At 43.5% G+C, this 18,149-nt stretch carries 18 protein-coding genes; 15 read left to right on the plus strand and 3 right to left on the minus strand.

Features of this window, described 5'->3' with window-relative positions; genetic code table 11:
* Positions 1-53 precede the first annotated feature (53 nt).
* Together F6K53_RS01970 and F6K53_RS01975 are read right to left on the minus strand one after the other, a co-directional pair.
* The gene (locus F6K53_RS01970) at positions 54-284 is read right to left on the minus strand and encodes a hypothetical protein (RefSeq protein WP_293048004.1); all 231 of its coding nucleotides are present in this window, start codon (positions 282-284) and stop codon (positions 54-56) included.
* A 129-nt stretch (positions 285-413) separates the two neighbouring features.
* Complete coding sequence (locus tag F6K53_RS01975; RefSeq protein WP_293065680.1) at positions 414-935, minus strand: phosphoribosyltransferase family protein; 522 nt, start codon at positions 933-935, stop codon at positions 414-416.
* A gap of 219 nt (positions 936-1,154) precedes the next feature.
* Between F6K53_RS01975 and F6K53_RS01980 the strand changes: the two genes are divergently transcribed.
* Positions 1,155-2,855 carry an MFS transporter gene (locus F6K53_RS01980; RefSeq protein WP_293065683.1) on the plus strand — a complete coding sequence of 567 codons (1,701 nt, stop codon included), beginning with the start codon at positions 1,155-1,157 and terminating at the stop codon, positions 2,853-2,855.
* 168 nt (positions 2,856-3,023) lie between these two features.
* Here the strand turns inward: F6K53_RS01980 and F6K53_RS01985 are convergent, their stop codons facing one another.
* Positions 3,024-3,278, minus strand: a complete 255-nt coding sequence (locus tag F6K53_RS01985) for a hypothetical protein (protein WP_293039139.1) — start codon at positions 3,276-3,278, stop codon at positions 3,024-3,026.
* 159 nt (positions 3,279-3,437) lie between these two features.
* Between F6K53_RS01985 and F6K53_RS01990 the strand changes: the two genes are divergently transcribed.
* From F6K53_RS01990 to F6K53_RS02055, 14 genes are all read left to right on the plus strand, one after another.
* The gene (locus F6K53_RS01990; protein WP_293079788.1) at positions 3,438-5,837 is read left to right on the plus strand and encodes a hypothetical protein; all 2,400 of its coding nucleotides are present in this window, start codon (positions 3,438-3,440) and stop codon (positions 5,835-5,837) included.
* A 58-nt stretch (positions 5,838-5,895) separates the two neighbouring features.
* A complete protein-coding gene (locus F6K53_RS01995; RefSeq protein ID WP_293065690.1) occupies positions 5,896-6,915 on the plus strand; it encodes a hypothetical protein in 1,020 nt (339 codons plus the stop codon).
* Positions 6,912-7,346: a hypothetical protein gene (locus F6K53_RS02000; protein WP_293065693.1), complete on the plus strand. Its 435-nt coding sequence runs from the start codon at positions 6,912-6,914 to the stop codon at positions 7,344-7,346. The genes F6K53_RS01995 and F6K53_RS02000 overlap by 4 nt, the downstream gene beginning before the upstream one ends.
* Positions 7,347-7,492: 146 nt before the next feature.
* Positions 7,493-7,846 carry an ATP synthase subunit I gene (locus F6K53_RS02005; protein WP_293018260.1) on the plus strand — a complete coding sequence of 118 codons (354 nt, stop codon included), beginning with the start codon at positions 7,493-7,495 and terminating at the stop codon, positions 7,844-7,846.
* A gap of 76 nt (positions 7,847-7,922) precedes the next feature.
* A complete protein-coding gene (atpB, locus tag F6K53_RS02010; RefSeq protein ID WP_293018183.1) occupies positions 7,923-8,672 on the plus strand; it encodes a F0F1 ATP synthase subunit A in 750 nt (249 codons plus the stop codon).
* Between the two features lie 132 nt (positions 8,673-8,804).
* On the plus strand, positions 8,805-9,050 hold the full coding sequence (gene atpE / locus F6K53_RS02015; protein WP_070392129.1) for an ATP synthase F0 subunit C: 246 nt from the start codon (positions 8,805-8,807) through the stop codon (positions 9,048-9,050).
* Positions 9,051-9,151: 101 nt separating this feature from the next.
* Positions 9,152-9,583 carry a F0F1 ATP synthase subunit B' gene (locus F6K53_RS02020; protein ID WP_293039151.1) on the plus strand — a complete coding sequence of 144 codons (432 nt, stop codon included), beginning with the start codon at positions 9,152-9,154 and terminating at the stop codon, positions 9,581-9,583.
* Positions 9,584-9,805: 222 nt separating this feature from the next.
* Complete coding sequence (locus tag F6K53_RS02025; protein WP_075898224.1) at positions 9,806-10,339, plus strand: F0F1 ATP synthase subunit B; 534 nt, start codon at positions 9,806-9,808, stop codon at positions 10,337-10,339.
* Positions 10,336-10,890: an ATP synthase F1 subunit delta gene (atpH, locus tag F6K53_RS02030; protein ID WP_293018185.1), complete on the plus strand. Its 555-nt coding sequence runs from the start codon at positions 10,336-10,338 to the stop codon at positions 10,888-10,890. The genes F6K53_RS02025 and atpH overlap by 4 nt, the downstream gene beginning before the upstream one ends.
* A gap of 197 nt (positions 10,891-11,087) precedes the next feature.
* Entirely contained in the window at positions 11,088-12,605 is a 1,518-nt protein-coding gene (gene atpA / locus F6K53_RS02035) for a F0F1 ATP synthase subunit alpha (protein ID WP_293018186.1), read from the plus strand.
* Positions 12,606-12,942: 337 nt separating this feature from the next.
* The gene (locus F6K53_RS02040) at positions 12,943-13,893 is read left to right on the plus strand and encodes a F0F1 ATP synthase subunit gamma (protein WP_070392134.1); all 951 of its coding nucleotides are present in this window, start codon (positions 12,943-12,945) and stop codon (positions 13,891-13,893) included.
* Between the two features lie 392 nt (positions 13,894-14,285).
* Positions 14,286-15,437 (plus strand): AZOBR_p60025 family cell surface glycopolymer formation protein, encoded by a 1,152-nt coding sequence (locus F6K53_RS02045; RefSeq protein ID WP_293065700.1) that lies wholly within the window; start codon positions 14,286-14,288, stop codon positions 15,435-15,437.
* Between the two features lie 343 nt (positions 15,438-15,780).
* Positions 15,781-15,903: a hypothetical protein gene (locus F6K53_RS02050; protein ID WP_293079792.1), complete on the plus strand. Its 123-nt coding sequence runs from the start codon at positions 15,781-15,783 to the stop codon at positions 15,901-15,903.
* Positions 15,904-16,626: 723 nt separating this feature from the next.
* Complete coding sequence (locus F6K53_RS02055) at positions 16,627-17,961, plus strand: hypothetical protein (protein ID WP_293065703.1); 1,335 nt, start codon at positions 16,627-16,629, stop codon at positions 17,959-17,961.
* Positions 17,962-18,149 lie beyond the last annotated feature (188 nt).

Raw genomic sequence — 18,149 nt, forward strand, 5'->3', positions numbered from 1 at the left:
CCAATTCGGCACGATTGAGTCAGAAGCCATAAATTTTTATGGCTAGCCTAGCCTTAGGCAAGCCAAATTAAGCCTCTGCCTTTGTATAGCCCTAAAATTGCATTTTGAGGGCTATGAGTCATAGCTAAGTCAATCACACTTCCGCAATCACAATTCCCCATGGGATTGCCCCTTGGGGTGCTGCGAAAAGCGAAATCGTACTCACTTGCCTCTAGGATCAGAATTTCAAAACTATCCAGTCTTTCCCCCCAGAAAGCGATCGCATTTACTGGGAAAATCTCCAATTCTGCTAGCTTGAGTAGAGCAAGGTAGTCGAGTCTCGATATTATATCACTTCTGTTCAGTCCTAGGTTACTTTCAACTATTATTTCTGTGCCCCCTCTGGTTCCTCTGCTCCCTCTGTGCTGATCGGATCACACTTCTCTAACTAAATAGGTTTGAGCCAAATCAGCTGGACTCATGGACTCATAAGGTTCAAAAGGCTGATGAATCCAAGGATTATCTGGCAAATAATCCACATAGTAATCAGGAGCAATCCCAGAACAGCCTTTATACCAGATCACAGCAGTACGAATCTCCTCAATTTCTGTACCATAATGACTATAAAGCCATTTAATCCCCTCTCGTAGACTAATACCAGAATCCACTAAATCATCCACCAACAGGATCCGATTACCTAATTTTGCCGTTGTCATTGCCAGGTGGCTCGAAAACGTAATCGGTCCTCGGATCCGATTGTCTGCTCCGGTATAGGAAGCAGCAGACAGAATCCCTAAGGGCTGATTGTAAATGCGGCAGAGGATATCACCAACCCGTAATCCTCCCTTAGCAATACAGACAATCTGGTTGAAATCCCAATCGGCTTGATAGAGTTTGACAGCTAGCCGTTCGATTTTTTCATAGTACTCTGACCAGGAGACATAAAGTTCTGACATAGTTCGCGCAATTGATATTGGTTAGGTATTGTTCAGGGAATCGACCATTAGCAAAAGTCGAAAACTATTCGACCATTACCAGCGGTTGTTCCGAATTTCCCAAGTTCGGAATTTCCCTACTTATACAAGAAGTCTAATGTTAGAAATGGCTTATGAGTGATTCGTTTTGCTAAAAAAATCCCGATCACCACATTGCCTAGCTAAATTATCTTATCGGTTATGAGTGATGTTTCTAGTTCTGATGCCAGTAATCCTGCCCAAGTCTCCGGTGGACTCGAAAAGCTTAACTTTACCACCAAACTAGCTTATGGTGCTGGAGATATGGGTCCAGCCATGACCGCCAATCTCTTAGTCTTTTACCTCCTGCCATTTTTAACCAATGTGGCTGGTTTACCAGCGGGTTTGGCAGGGAGCATTCTGATGATTGGCAAAGTTTCCGATGCCATCAATGATCCCATGGTTGGGATTATGAGCGATCGCACTCGTTCTAGTTGGGGGCGTCGCATTCCCTGGATGCTCTTTGGGGCAATTCCGTTTGGTGTTCTGTTTTTCTTACAGTGGATTGTCCCCCACTTCAGTCATAACAATACTATCAATAACTGGTTGCTGTTTAGCTACTACCTTCTGATTGCTATTCTGTTCAACATTGCCTACACTGCAGTTAACCTACCCTACACCGCCCTAACTCCAGAACTCACCCAAGACTACAACGAACGCACTAGCCTCAACAGCTTTCGCTTTACCTTTTCCATCGGTGGCAGCATCCTAACCTTAGTTCTAGGCGGATTAATTTTTAGTGCCTATGCCGGTGATAGTGGTCAGCAATATCTAGTGCTAGGGTTAGTCACCACCTTGCTGGCGGTGGTGCCGATATTGTGGTGTGTGCTGCGCATCCAAGAACGAGGTGCACAGCCTATATTGGGAACTCAGCAGAAAAAGACTGTAGGAACTCTGCTCACCCTAATTGGACCCCTATCATTTTTCTATGGCATTGCCCGGATTATCCCAGTGACTGCCCAATTATTGGGTGCCACTAGCAACCCTGATATCACTGGTATCTTTCTCAGTCTTCTTGGTTTACTAATTACCGTCTTTGGTATAACTCTGATATTTTCTACCCCAGAACCCCACCTGAAAGATAGCTCTGCTTTCACAGAGCGCTCTGAAGCTGACACTTCAGCCTCCTTATCTTTTTTTGAGCAACTGCGGATTGTATTCAGTAACCAGCCTTTTCTCTATGTGATTGGCATTTATCTGTGTTCCTGGTTAGGTGTCCAGTTAATCGGTTCTATCCTGCTTTACTTCGTAGTCAATTGGATGGGATTGCCCGAGTCTACCTTTCCCTTAGTCGCCCTTGCGGTTCAAGGTACTGCCTTATTAATGCTGTTTTTCTGGAAGATGGTCAGTGAGCGATTGGGCAAAAAAACCGCTTACTTTATGGGCACTAGTATCTGGGTTATCGCTCAAGTTGGTCTATTTTTGCTACAACCTGGTCAAGTGGCCTTAATGTACTGTTTAGCTGTTATGGCTGGTTTTGGCGTTTCTGTGGCTTATCTGATCCCCTGGTCCATGGTGCCCGATGTGATTGAACTCGATGAATTGACCACAGGTCAGCGTCGGGAAGGGGTATTTTATGGCTTCATGGTTTTGCTGCAAAAACTTGGTTTAGCCCTAGGACTGTTTTTAGTCGGTATTGTCCTAGAGTGGTCAGGATTCATCTCATCTACTGCTGGGCAACCAGTCCCCACCCAACCCGATTCCGCACTGCTAGCCATCCGTATCGCTATTGGACCATTGCCAACCCTATTCTTGATTGGTGGTATAGCACTCGCTTACTTCTATCCCATCACCAAGGAATTTCATGCCCAAATTCTCTTGCAGCTACGAGAGCGTGATCAAGCTACTAGGCAAGGGGAATAGGAATTGATCGGTTCTGTTGAAGATCTAGTTTGACTCAGGAGTAGTTTTCTAAAAATAGGAATGGGTCAGCCTGGGGTTAATTTGCCAATCAATGGCAATCAATGATCAAAAAGGTAGATGCGTTATAGCTTGAGTCGTAGCAATTACGATCACCATCTTGGCTTGAGTTTAAGACGCCTGCCATTCCAATTCAGGCAGACTCTCCCAGGCTTGGACAACGAGGTCATTGAGTAATACTCTTTGTGAGTGATCAAGCCAATCGTCTTCTGCTAAGACTTCGGCAGTTAAATCGTCAAGGGACTGTCCCTCTTGACGGGCAATGTGAATGACACCAGCAATCGCCACTACCACCAGTTCTTCATCAACCGGTTGTTGACGTAGGGCGACTATTTCTTGTGGACTGGCTGGAATGGGATAATTCATACCTAACAAACAAGGGCACCCTTGACTATAACTAAACTGAAATCAATGTAAAGTATTTTTACGAATATTAAACAAGTCGATACTTGGAAGCTTAGCGTATTTTCAGCACTGATTACCTCCGTCTCTCCTCTTAATGACATTTATGATCACATAACCCCTATGAAAGAGATTCTGTACGTAGAAATCCCTACACCAGACACAAAGAGTGTCTGCCACTGGTTGCAACAGGAATGGCAGCCTAAGCTCGGGGATAAGATAATCACGCCGGATGGTATCCGTCTGCAATGGGAGACTACTCCTGATGAGAATTCTAATCACAAGACTACAGTTGTAGTTTCTTTGATTCCAGAAATCTCGATTTTTGTGTGGTCCGTGCAGCGAACCACCTACCTCAAAGCCTTTCGTTGGTCCGAAAAGCCCCTGAGCGGCGAAAACCTAATTCTAAGACAGCTGACCCAAAGTCTTCGGGACCAATTCCCCTACCACTATCCAGAACCACCGGATGTAGAGTTATCTGAGCAATCCATCTTTGAAGCATTAGCACCCTATTATCCTCAGACTGTGCACTTTTTCCGGAAAATGCCTAGAGGAGAATATGACCTTAATCGAGTTTATTGGTGGGAAAAGCGCTGGCGTGAGGGGGTTCGTAACCCCCAGCAGCCCAAGCAGGTAGTGTTTAAGGGGTTGAAGGTTGAAAGTTCCCAACAGTTGAAGGTTGGCCAGTTGCAGGTTGAAGGTTCCCAACAGTTGAAGGTTGGCCAGTTGCAGGTTGAAGGTTCCCAACAGTTGAAGGTTGGCCAGTTGCAGGTTGAAGGTTCCCAACAGTTGAAGGTTGGCCAGTTGCAGGTTGAAGGTTCCCAAAACAACCTTGGCCAAAAGGCCACGCTACGCGAACAACCATCTAACCTTCAACCATCTAACCTTCAACCATCTAACCTTGAACCAACTAACCTTCAACCATCTAACCTTCAACCATCTAACCTTCAACCATCTAACCTTCAACCAACTAACCTTCAAGCATCTAACCTTCAACCTTCAACCTCTAAGTACGACGTAATCTACATCGGTGGTGCCTTGGGAGTGATCCATGCTGCAACAATGGCGCAGCGGGGTTATCGGGTATTGCTGATTGAGCGGTTAACCTTTGGGCGGATGAACCGGGAATGGAATATTTCACGGGATGAGTTTCAAAACCTGATTGATTTGGGTTTATTTACCCCAACTGAGTTTGAAGGGATCATTGCTAGGGAATACGTTGATGGATTCAATAAGTTCTTTGATAGCAACAACCCACCCCACTTGAAAGCAGCCATCTTGCACACCCCAAGGGTGCTCAATATCGCCATTGATTCTGCTAAGTTTTTGCAACTGTGTGGGAAAAAGCTAAAGAGTGCTGGGGGAGAAATCTGGGATGAGACAGAGTTTATCCAAGCAACTATCACCCCAGAGGAAGTTGTGGTGGACTTGCAACACTTACCGACTAAATCTAACCGACAAGTGAGTGGTCGTCTGTTGGTGGATGCCATGGGAACGGCTTCACCAATTGCTTGGCAGCTCAATGGGGGTAGGGCGTTTAATAGTGTCTGTCCCACCGTGGGGGCTGTGATTGAGGGATTAGAGCCTCAGGTGTGGGATCCCGATTATGGTGATGTTCTCAATAGTCATGGGGATATTTCACGGGGACGTCAGCTGATTTGGGAGTTGTTCCCTGGTGCAGGTGAGGAATTGACAATTTATTTGTTCCATTACCATCAGATACATCCTGAGAATCCCGGCTCTTTATTAGAAATGTATGAAGATTTCTTTACTATCTTACCGGAATACCGCAGATGTGATATAGAAAAGTTGGTGTGGAAGAAGCCAACCTTTGGGTATATTCCCGGACATTTTACGGTGGGAAGTCGCGATCGCATTGTGGCCTTTGACCGACTGGTTGCCATTGGTGATGCTGCTTCCCTTCAGTCCCCCTTGGTGTTCACTGGCTTCGGTTCCTTAGTGCGTAACCTCTATCGCTTAACCGATCTCTTGGACACTGCCTTGCGGCACAATCTTTTGAGTGTTAAGGATTTAAATCAAATTCGTGCCTATCAAAGTAATATTGCTGTGACCTGGCTCTTTTCCCAGGGGATGATGGTACCAACAGGTCGTCATCTACCACCCCAACGGATTAACGCCATGCTCAATACCTTTTTTGGGTTGTTGGCAGATGAACCACCGGAGGTACCAGATACGTTTATTAAAGACCGTTTCAGTTGGTTAACCTTTAATCGACTGGCACTCAAAGCAGCTCGGCGAAACCCTGCCCTCATCCCCTGGATTTTGGAAATGGCTGGTGCTAAGGATTTCTTGCTTTGGGTAGGCAGTTACTTAAGTTTTACTAGCAATGCCTTGGTCAGCGGGTTGCTCAAAGGTTGGTTTCCCAGTCTAGTTCGACGGTTACAGCCCTGGCTTGAAAAGCGTTCTCCACGGCTTTGGTTACAGTTGTTGGCTCAAAGTTATGCCATCACAGCTGGGATGGGGCGTCCTGAGAAAATAAACCGTGAGCTCAAATTCCATTGAATACTTATCATTGAAGGTTATTCGTTAATTGTTAATTAACGAATAATCAAGAATTAAAATGATGATGAGTAAAAGAAAGAGTTTAGTAATTATCTGTCTAATTTTAATCGCTGTTGTCGGTGTTGTCATTAATGTCAAACTTTTGCAAGTTTGGAACTATAACACTGAGGGACACGATATTTACTATAGCTGGGTAGAAGGGAAGCGAATTTTATCGGGGGAAAATCCCTACGCTAGAGTCTTATCGGGAAATATGAGAGAAAATCAGAAGTATGCTACGTATTTCCCCCTTTTTTATTGGCTTTCAGCATTAACTCAATTATTAGGATTCCAAGACTATTCAGACTGGATTTCCCTATGGCGACCGATATTTTTAATGGTTAATATCGGGATTGCTGGTTTAATTTTATATCATTTGTATAACCATAACCTATTTATTTTTGGCTGGTTTGCTGCTTTATTATGGTTACTGAACCGATGGACGCTTTATGTGAGTATCGACGCTAACTTAGATTTCCTAGCCATATTTTTTCTGATTCTTTCCCTGATGTTACTGCCGAAACACAAGTCCACAGCTTTCTTGATGTTTAGCTTGTCTTTAGCGATTAAACAAATTGCTATCTTTTTACTACCACTTTATCTGATTTGGGCTTGGCAATCATCAGAGGAGAATCCTGTCAAGGATACCTTTATCGCTTTGTTATTAATACTTGTTATCCCTGGGATAACGTCACTACCATTTATTTTATGGAATGCAGAAGGGTTCTTTAAATCGATTCTATTTTCAGCCACTAGAAATCCAGACGGACATGTTAATGCTCCTTCCTTAGATGGGTTAATTACATTATCAAATCCTGATTTCATTGGTATCAAAGCTAAGTTGCCAATGGTGTTGGTAATGAGTCTAGTATTTCTGAGTGCCATGAAGCGACAAATTGGCATCTATACTAGTGCTTTGCTGACCATGTCGGTATTTATTGAATTCAATTCAGTAATATTTAACCAATATTTTTGTTGGGTTGTACCTTTGTTGCCTCTCGCTAGTTGCGAGATACTTCTTAAGAAGGATGCCAAATGAGATATCCTTCCGTTAAACGTGATGCTCGGTACGAGCCGCTACGCGAACGCATCAGGATCTCAATAGCGAAACCCAACAAAACCATTGCCAATGTTGGGTTTAGCTACCGCTCCACCGCTGCCTATCTAAAATCAAGGGTTTTAGGAGTAAAGTCAGTCAATCACCGTCTAGCACTAGCCCCCTGCCCCCTCAAGGGTGGAGCTATACACACCAAGTGCGCACCTCAAGGACTCAGAGAAAATCATCGATGTGGTGAGCCTAAGTCTGCAAGCTTAGTTTGTGTAGTCGCTACCTATGGGTTACATGCACCCATCCCTTGCCCCATTTATCATCACCCTGTCAGCCGAAACCCTTACTTATACCGCACTTCCGAGGAATTAGTTATTTTTCTACCAGATTTGTTAAGTATTGTGACCTTTCCCATGATATGATTACCTCTGGTTTGTGAAAACAAGCCAGATGACTGGACTAGCATTTGCTGCTACCGGTGAACTTGTCAGATGACCCTCTTGAGAAACCATTGACCATGGAGGAAAACACGCAAACAAGTTACTTGTCCCCTTCAACGAGTTCGTCAATGCAGGAGTATTACCAACTCAAACAAACTCTGTTGTTGGTCACCCTAGTCGCGACAGGGATTATTTTCATCTGTGTGTGGCTGGTTTACTCCCTCAACATTGCCTTAAATTATTTGATCGGGGCGTGTACTGGTATGGTTTACTTGAGAATGTTGGCTAAAGACGTAGAGCGGCTAAGCCAACAAAATAGGCGTCCGAGCATGGCTCGGTTTGCGGTTTTTATTGGGATAATTGTAGTAGCCAGTCAATGGCAAAAATTACAAATACTTCCTATATTTTTAGGGTTTCTGACGTACAAAGCCGCAATTATCGTCTATATCCTGCAAAGCCTACTAAATCCTACCTCTAAGTAAGATTTATTTAAGTCGGATTTCTTGGTAGGATAAACAGACGTTTCACCCTTGACAGAAATCTGGGTAAATCTCCAGAATGGAAATGATAAATTCTTTAAACGTTCTGAATTCTTTACCCCTTGCTTCCTTAGAAGTTGGTGAACACTTTTATTGGCGGATTGGCAATTTAACATTACACGGTCAGGTTTTTCTCACCTCCTGGGTAGTGATTGCTATTCTGGTAGTAGCTTCCCTTGCGGCAACTCGAAATGTCCAAATGGTTCCTGGCGGTATCCAAAATTTGATGGAGTACGCCCTAGAATTTTTGAGGGATTTAGCGAAAAACCAGCTGGGGGAAAAAGAATATCGCCCTTGGGTACCTTTTATCGGTACACTGTTTTTGTTTATCTTCGTGTCAAACTGGTCAGGAGCCCTCATTCCTTGGAGTATTATCGAGCTCCCATCCGGTGAGCTGGCGGCTCCTACCAATGACATCAATACCACCGTTGCTTTAGCCTTACTAACATCGTTGGCGTATTTTTACGCTGGTTTGAGCAAGAAGGGTTTAGGTTACTTCGCTGGCTATATTCAGCCAATACCAATCCTCTTGCCGATCAAGATTTTAGAAGACTTCACCAAACCCCTCTCCCTAAGCTTCCGTTTATTTGGCAATATTCTGGCAGATGAACTGGTAGTAGCCGTGTTGGTGCTGCTAGTGCCTCTGTTTATCCCGTTGCCAATTATGGCGCTAGGTCTATTTACCAGTGCAATTCAAGCCCTGGTCTTCGCTACCTTGGCAGCTGCCTACATTCACGAGGCAATAGAAGTCGAAGGCGAAGAACATTAAGGGATAACCTTATGATGGGAATGGCACGGTAGCCTTAAATTAGGAATAGTTGGAATTGATCACTCCTTCGGAGAATCCTTCTGACTAGTAGCTCTCTATTTTGTTCTTTACTCACGGATAAGAAAAATCATCATGGATCCAATCATTGCTGCTGCTTCAGTTGTCGCTGCTGCTCTCGCTGTCGGTTTAGCTGCTATCGGCCCTGGTATCGGTCAAGGAAATGCTGCTGGTCAAGCTGTAGAAGGTATTGCTCGTCAGCCGGAAGCTGAAGGAAAAATTCGCGGTACTCTCCTGTTAACCTTGGCATTCATGGAATCCCTGACTATCTATGGTCTGGTAATTTCTCTGGTACTGCTGTTTGCTAACCCATTTTCTTAGAACCTGATACTTTATGTAGAGACGTTGCAGGCAACGTCTCTACATGGTAGGTCTGATAAGGTGAATTGTTCGGTTTTATTCCGATTTGGGATTTGTAAAAAATGTTTGATTTTGATGCTACTCTGCCTCTGATGGCATTGCAGTTTCTGGTTTTGACAGTTGTATTAAATACCATATTCTATAAGCCACTGACAAAAACGCTGGATGAGCGTGACGAATACATCCGGAATCAGGAATCTGATGCCAAAAAACGCTTGTCTAAAGCCGAAGAAATGGCTAAAGAGTATGAAGAACAGTTGGGTCAAGCCCGGAAGCAGTCTCAAGCTGTGATCGCTTCTGCTCAAGAAGATGCCAGAAAAATGGCAGCTCAAGCGATCGCTGAAGCCCAACAAGAAGCTCAGGCTGAACGAGCAAAAGCTCAAGAAGAAATTGATCAACAGAAACAGCAAGCAATGGCTTCCCTCGAACAACAGGTGGATGATCTATCTCGCCAAATCTTAGAAAAATTGTTAGGGCCAGCGTTAGTAAGATAAATGGTGGCGTCTTGACCGCCTGACCCATATATTTACTAAAACTCCTAAGAGATTGGCGATGTGGGAGTACTGTCAAACTATTTCAAACTATTAATTATCTTGAGATAATTGTCTTGAGATAATTGTCTTGAAATAATTGTCTTGAGATAATTATCTTGAGAGTAGGTGGACAGGTCATAGCTTAGCAAGATTATGCGTTCAAAACAATTGTAAACGGATATGATGGGGAATTTAGTATTATTGGCAACAGAAGCTCATGGAGAAGGTGGTTTTGGATTAAACTTTAATATTCTTGAAACCAACCTAATCAACCTGAGTATTTTGTTGGGAGTACTCTACTACTTCGGAAGCAAATTAGTGGGAAACATTTTGAGTGAGCGACGCTCAAAAATTGAACAGGCGATTAAAGAAGTAGAAGCTCGTCAAAGACAAGGAGCCGAAGCCTTAGCAGATCAACAGCAGAAGTTAGCTCAAGCCCAAGTCGAGGCAGAAAACATTCGTGCTGCAGCAGAAGTTAATGCTAAAGCAGCTAAAGAGGCAATTTTGGCCGCTTCGGCTCAAGAGATTGAACGGATGAAAGAATCAGCAGTTCAGGATTTGAACTCGGAGAGGGAACGAGCCATGGCCGAACTACGCCAGCGAGTTGCTACCATGGCAATGGCTAAGGTTGATTCCCAACTAAGAGAGACATTAGATAATTCCGCTCAACAACAATTAATTGACCGCAACATCGCTCTGTTGGGAGGTGGCTCATGAAAGGTGGTTTTTTGAGTGGCCAAGTACTCGAACCTTATGCAGAAGCGTTGCTCGATTTGGCTAAGTCCGATAACGAACTCAAAGGCAAACTGAGTGAGGATGTAGATACTCTGCTGAGTCTTTTGAAAGAATCGCCACAATTGCAGGAGTTTTTAGGCTCTCCTGTGGTCAGAGCTGAGGATAAAATCGGGGTCTTGCAACAAATTGCTGGGGACCAACTTCACCCCTACACCATGAATTTTTTGAGGATTCTAGTAGACCGTGGGCGCATTGCGTTTTTGGAAGGCATTTGCCTGAAGTACCAAGAACTTCTCAGAGAGTTAGATCAAACTGTTTTGGCTGAGGTGAGTTCAGCAATAGAACTTTCTGAAGCTCAGCAAGAATCAGTTCGTGAGAAAGTTAAGTCCCTCACGGGAGCCAATCAGGTAGAACTGGATACAAAAATTGACCCGGATGTAATTGGTGGTGTGATCATTAAAGTCGGGTCTGAGATATTTGATGCCAGTCTAAAAGGACAACTCCGTCGCATCGGTATGGCTCTGACGAGTTGAAGTACGTCACGTTCGTTGTTCGCCCAAGACGAGTCGGTGTAGGGTAAGTTAGTTGGTTCCCTAAGGCTTACCTTTTAGGGTAGGTTAGTTGGTTAAAGATTAACCCCTTGGGACATAACCTTGAACAGTCAACAGTCAACAGTCAACAGTTAATAGTTAACAGTAAACAATTAGTTAGTTAACGATAAAAACACATCATGATTAGCATTAGACCAGACGAAATTAGCAGCATTATTCGGCAGCAAATTCAAGGATATAACCAAGGTTTTGCCGTTTCCAACGTTGGAACGGTTTTGCAAGTTGGTGATGGTATTGCCCGGATTTATGGCTTGGAAAAGTGCATGGCTGGGGAACTGCTGGAGTTTGAAGATGGCACCGTTGGCATTGCCCAGAACTTAGAACAGGACAATGTGGGTGCAGTGCTGATGGGGGATGGTTTAAATATCCAGGAAGGTAGCTCGGTTACTGCTACTGGTAAAATTGCTCAGGTACCCGTCGGAGAGGCACTGATTGGTCGGGTAGTTGATGGCTTGGGTCGTCCCATTGATGGTAAGGGGGACATTCAAAGCACTGAATCCCGTCTGGTTGAATCCATGGCCCCAGGGATTATTGCGCGGCGTTCAGTTTGTGAACCCATGCAAACGGGAATCACCGCTATTGACGCTATGATTCCCGTTGGACGCGGTCAGCGGGAGTTGATTATCGGTGACCGACAAACCGGGAAAACTGCTATTGCTGTAGACACAATCATCAACCAGAAACAGGAAGATGTAATTTGTGTCTATGTTGCTATTGGTCAGAAGGCATCTACTGTAGCCCAAGTGGTGAATACCCTCCAGGAAAAAGGAGCATTAGACTACACTGTGGTCGTGGCAGCGAACGCCAATGACCCAGCTACTCTACAGTTCTTGGCTCCCTACACTGGTGCCTCGATTGCCGAGTACTTTATGTACAACGGTAAGGCAACCCTAGTGATTTATGATGACTTGTCTAAGCAAGCTCAAGCCTATCGCCAGATGTCCCTACTGCTGCGCCGTCCACCAGGACGGGAAGCTTATCCAGGAGATGTGTTCTACGTCCACTCCCGGTTGTTGGAACGGGCAGCAAAACTGAATGATGAACTAGGTGGTGGTAGTATGACCGCACTGCCTATTATTGAAACTCAGGCTGGTGACGTATCAGCTTACATCCCGACTAATGTAATTTCTATTACTGATGGTCAAATCTTCCTCTCCTCTGACCTATTTAACTCTGGTGTCAGACCAGCGATTAACCCTGGTATCTCAGTGTCACGGGTAGGTTCTGCGGCCCAAACCAAGGCCATGAAGAAAGTGGCTGGTAAGTTGAAGCTAGAACTAGCCCAGTTTGACGACTTGCAAGCTTTTGCTCAGTTTGCCTCCGACTTGGATGCCGCTACCCAAGCTCAGTTGGCTCGGGGTCAGCGTTTACGGGAAGTGTTGAAGCAACCTCAGAATTCCCCCCTAGCTGTGTTTGAGCAAGTGGCAATCGTTTACGCTGGACTCAATGGCTATCTAGATGATGTGCCTACTGATAAGGTGACAACTTTTACTCAGGGACTGCGGGAGTACTTGAAAACCAGCAAGCCAGAGTACGTTGAGATCATCAAAAAGGAGAAGAAGCTCACTGATGAAGCCGAAAGCATTCTAAAGGAAGCGATCGCAGAATACAAACAGACCTTCCTAGTCTCCGCTTAACAGGTTAAAGATTAGTTTCGGTTGCAGGTTAGTTTCCGTTGCAGGTTGCAGGTTAGTAGGTTGCAGGTTAGTAGGTTGCAGGTTGCAGGTTAGTAGGTTGCAGGTTAGTAGGTTGCAGGTTCTATAAAAAACAGTCAACCTTAAACCTTAAACCTTCAACCTACCCTTCACCGAACGCCTTTGGCGAACAACCTTTTTGAATTAAGAATGCGCGAATGCAGAATGTAGAATTCTTAATTCTTAATTCTTAATTCTACATTCGCGCATTCTGCATTCTGACAAACAACCTTCAACCCGAGACAAATTTAACCCTTCATCCTTCATCCTTGAACAGATTATGCCTAATCTAAAAGATATTCGCGATCGCATTAAGTCAGTCAAAAATACCCGGAAAATCACCGAAGCGATGCGCCTTGTGGCTGCGGCTAAGGTACGTCGTGCTCAACAACAGGTAACTGCCACCCGTCCCTTTGCTGACCGCTTAACACAAGTTCTCTACGGTTTGCAAAACCGGATGCAGTTTGAAGATGCCAATCTGCCCCTACTAAAAGAACGGGAAATCAAGAATGTAGGCTTGCTCGTCGTTTCAGGGGATCGAGGACTATGTGGCGGTTACAATACTAACGTTATCAAGCGTGCCGAAAACCGTGCAAAGGAACTACAGGAGAAAGGGGTTGGCTACAAATACGTGCTAGTTGGACGAAAAGCTATTCAGTACTTCGAGCGCCGCGACCAGCCAATTGATGCCAAGTACACCGGTTTAGAACAGATTCCCACCGCATCAGAAGCATCTATGATTGCTGACCAACTCCTCTCCCTGTTTCTGTCTGAAACCGTAGACCGGGTGGAGTTGATATACACCAAATTCGTCTCATTGATTAGTTCTCGACCTGCGGTTCAAACCCTGCTACCCCTAACAGCTAAGGGACTAGAATCACAGGATGATGAGATCTTCAGATTGACAACTAAAGGTGGTGAGTTCAAGGTGGAGCGGGAGGTAGTCACAAGGACAAGTACCGAGACTTTCCCCCGTGACATGATCTTTGAACAAGACCCTGTCCAAATTCTGGATGCCCTGTTGCCTTTATATCTAAATAACCAGTTACTACGGGCATTACAAGAGTCAGCAGCTAGTGAACTGGCTTGTCGGATGACAGCAATGAGTAATGCTAGTGATAATGCTTCGGAACTGACTGGTAAACTAACCCTAACCTACAACAAGGCACGGCAAGCCGCAATTACCCAGGAAATTCTGGAAGTTGTGGGTGGTGCTGAAGCACTCGGTTAATTTCATTTCATTTAATTTTTTTTATCATCAGCTGCAAAGATTACCTGCGTCTGGAATTAACCAGGCGCATTTTTAATTTTTGCTAATTTTATCAGCAATTATAGTGTTTGTTAAGAAAGGGAATATCGGGTTATATCATATTACTATAGCAATTATTATAGCTATGAGGTACAAAGCGATCCCCCTAAATCCCCCTTAAAAAGGGGGACTTTGAGGTTGAGAAGCGTACCTCATAAATGCAAGAAAAGCTATATAATCAGTTATCAAAAAACTGAGCTTCCTTCTTGTAGGTAATCTCCCTTATCATCGCCTGTTACCTGTTCCCTGTTGCCTGTTACCTGTTCCCTATTATCTACTAATTATAAGTGTTCAACCGAAAATGATATTAGGTCATGAAACAATTATGGAATCGGCAGCCTATTGAGATTAGGCATACAATATTGGCTGCTATTTTAGTATTAGTTATAGTAAGTTTCTTTTATTTTGTAAAATTTGAAGGGAACATTACTGGCTTTTTCAGAATTGGGTCACTATTTCCTATTTCTCCTTATCTCAATAGTGATCAAGTATTGATTTATCAGGGAGAGCAGGGATATGATGGTCAACAGTTTCTGAGTATTGCCCTCGATCCATGGTTAGAAAACTCAGGGACAATAGAAGCTATTACTCCTCCGCAATATCGCTACAGAAGAATTCTGTATCCACTGCTAGGTTATTTATTAGGTTTTGGGAATCCCCAGCTAATTCCCTACGCAATGGTTGGAATTAACTGTCTAGCTATTATTCTGATAGTATTTGTGAGTAGTTTATATCTCAAACGATATAGTGGTAGAACTTGGCAATCACTCCTGGTTCTTTCTATACCAGGAGTTTGGATGGTTTTATCTCTTTCAACAGCTGATTTAATCAGTAGCTTGCTGCTGGTAACAGCTATCTATTTTTATCGCAATGAAAAACCGATTTACACAGCAATAGCGATCGCAGCTGCTTGTCTGACGCGGGAGACAATGCTATTAATGTGGTTGGCAATTTTATTAACCAGTATATGGGAACGCAAAGGTCGGCAGCTGCAACATCTATTATGGGCTTGGATACCAGTAGCTGGGTGGGCTATCTATGTTTTCTATCATCTAGAGGCTCAAGAGAATCTAGAAGGTAGTGAAAATTTTGGCTACCCCCTATTTGGCATAGGTCAAAAGCTGATTAATAGTCTCACAGGAGGACTAGGGGTAAAAAACCTGTTTGAAGCTTACTCATTTGCCTTATTAATAGCAGCTTTTGTAGTTACTATACTGCTAGCCAGTCAGTCCCTGCGGCAAAACAAAGTTATCCTAATCAGTGCCATTATTTATGCTGTGCTATTTTCAATGACTAGCATGACTATCTTAGGGTATTATTTAGATTATTCTCGTGTATACCTAGATATCTATTTCTTATTATTACTCAGCAGCAGTTACTCAAAACGCTATTTAAGCTATTTAAAAAATATCGTCATGGCTGGTGCCAGCTTGGCAAGCATCACCTATTTACTTGCCCATTCGTGAAACAGCGGAAATTTGTAAGCTATCAGCTATCAGCTAATGCGCTATGCCCACGCTACGCGAATAGGTTTTTAATAAAATAGGTAAGCATTAGTTGAATCTGAGTTAAGTCTGCTGAGGAGTGACAGCTTACGGCACATCAAGTAGCGTTCGGGTATCGCATATGCTTTTTTCATTAATCTCTCAACATTAAATTATCCCTAAACAGGTTTATGTTAAGCTGAGGGCTGACAGCTGACGTAAATTGTTTAAATAAAACTCTAACAAAGAAAAACAACTTACTTATATAGCTTCTTTGATCGCGCTCTAATTATATATTAGACCTCTTGCATAAGTCTCATAAACCGTGGCTGTTGACAAGGCAAAAGGCAAGAGGCAAGAGGCAAAAGGGATAGATTTTGCTTTCATAACCACTGTCAATGTGATCACTGTGGACAGATTACAAAAGACCATTGAGATTACCAGATAGTTTCTGGACAGGATTTGGAATAAGAGCTGCAAGGATTTATCGAAGGATAATAGCCCACATTTGATATCTCATAAAATTAGTAATTTGTAATTATTTAGTTGTAGTTAATCATAAATTATAAGTCTTAATTTATGATTCCTAAAAACCAGCAACCACAGCATTTTGAATAACTCTCATATGTGCTCGAAGCATTAATAATTAAATTCGCCACGGGTCTCACCTCAGGTACACAGGATTTTTTCCTTTTGCCCTCTGAACTCTTACCTGCTCCCTGCTCCCTAAAACCCAAGAATTTGTACCTGACCGAATTGCCAAACGCTTTAAATGCTTTAAAGGACATGAATTATCATCCAATTAAAGCTTTTTATAAATTCTCTAAGTGAAGTAAATTTATTTCACAACATCTTTAACTAATCGATACGTAGAATTATGCTGATTTTATAATCAATAGCAATTTTTTCGCTTATTATGAATCTATAAATTCAAACATTCAAATTCAAACATTCAGCCATCAGCTAACGCCCTAGGCGCATCTACGCTGACTATATATCAGCCCTGGCCTGAGCTGAATGCTTACCTTTTTTCAGAAAAAGGGAAAATTTAACTTGATTAACCATTAGAGGCTGAAAACCACTGTAGTTTTCAGATACAACCTCAGATACTACCCAGGTGTGCATTACATAGCAACTTACGATTAATTAATTAATTAAGGAGGGAACATCAATGGTTTCTAATGATAACTTTGCCGACCGGATATCCTTAAACGGTACACCAGTTAGTACCACAGGCACTAACGTGAGTTTCACTGGGGAGCCAGGTGAGCCGGATCATGCAGAAGTTAGCAGCCCGTTAAATTCTGCTTGGTGGTCTTGGACAGCTGCCGCTGATGGTATCGCGACCATTGATACTTTTGGGAGTGACTACGACACTAGCCTAGCAGTCTATACCGGTTCAGCAGTTAACAGCTTAACTGAAATTGCCAGTAATGATGATAATGGCATGAGTTTTCAAAGCGCAGTTCAATTTACCGTTACCGCTGGTACAACCTACCAAATTGCTGTTGATGGCTTTTCGTCCAACACAGGCTTGATTGATCTCAACATCAACTTAGATGAGGGAGCATCAATCGTTTCTAATGATAACTTTGCCGACCGGATATCGTTAAACCGTACATCAGTTAGTACTACAGGCAATAGTCTGGGTTTCACTGGGGAGCCAGGTGAGCCGGATCATGCAGGCATTAGCAGCCCGTTAAATTCTGGTTGGTGGTCTTGGACAGCTGCCGCTGATGGTATCGTGACCATTGATACTTTTGGGAGTAACTACGACACTAGCCTAGCAGTCTACACTGGTTCAGCAGTTAACAGCTTAACAGAGATTGCCAGTAATGATGATACCTCTGGTTTGCAAAGCCAAGTTGTATTTACCGTTACCGCTGGTACAACCTACCAAATTGCTGTTGATGGCTTTTCGTCCAGCACAGGCTTGATTGATCTCAACATCAACTTAGATATTGATGACACTCTGATTTCAGGAACATCAAACGATGATACCCTGTTCGGCACTGTCGAAAACGATCAGATTGAGGGTTTGGCTGGCAATGACACAATCTTTGGTAGTGAGGGAATTAATACCCTTCTCGGCGGTGATGGTAATGACCTGATCTACGGTGGTTCACAGCTGGATGTGATTCGCGGTGGTAGCGGTAACGATACCATTTTCGCCAGTGAGGGTAATAATGAAATCTTTGGTGGTTCTGGTGATGACATCATCTATTCTGGCTCTGGCAATGATTTCATTAATAGTGGTACTGGTAACGACACCCTTTTCCTAGGGGGTGGTGATGATCTAATTGTCCTCGAAACCGGCAATGGCTTTGATACTATCAATAACTTCCAGCTTGGTCTAACTACCTTTGATGTTGCCAATCCTAATCAGCTGAGCATCGTTGATGGTAATAATGGTGCCGAAATCTCGAGCGGCGGAAACCTCTTGGCTGTGGTGAGTTCGACTCAAGCTAGCACTCTCAACGACAATCTCGATCAGGTGTTTGTCTAGGGTTTTTCTGCAAGCCTGCGGTGGAGCAAAGCTTACCCGAGTATAAAATCATTTTTTAATTAGCATAGTGCGTCTGAGTGAACTCAGGCGCATTTTTGATCAGGGTTGGTCTGCCCAGGGCTTTTGTTAAAAAATATTACAAAAATCGGACCTTTTGTAGAAAAAAGGCAAATTTAGTTTGATTAACT

It is taken from the genome of Moorena sp. SIO4A1 (assembly GCF_010672065.1).
Taxonomy (GTDB): Bacteria; Cyanobacteriota; Cyanobacteriia; order Cyanobacteriales; family Coleofasciculaceae; genus Moorena.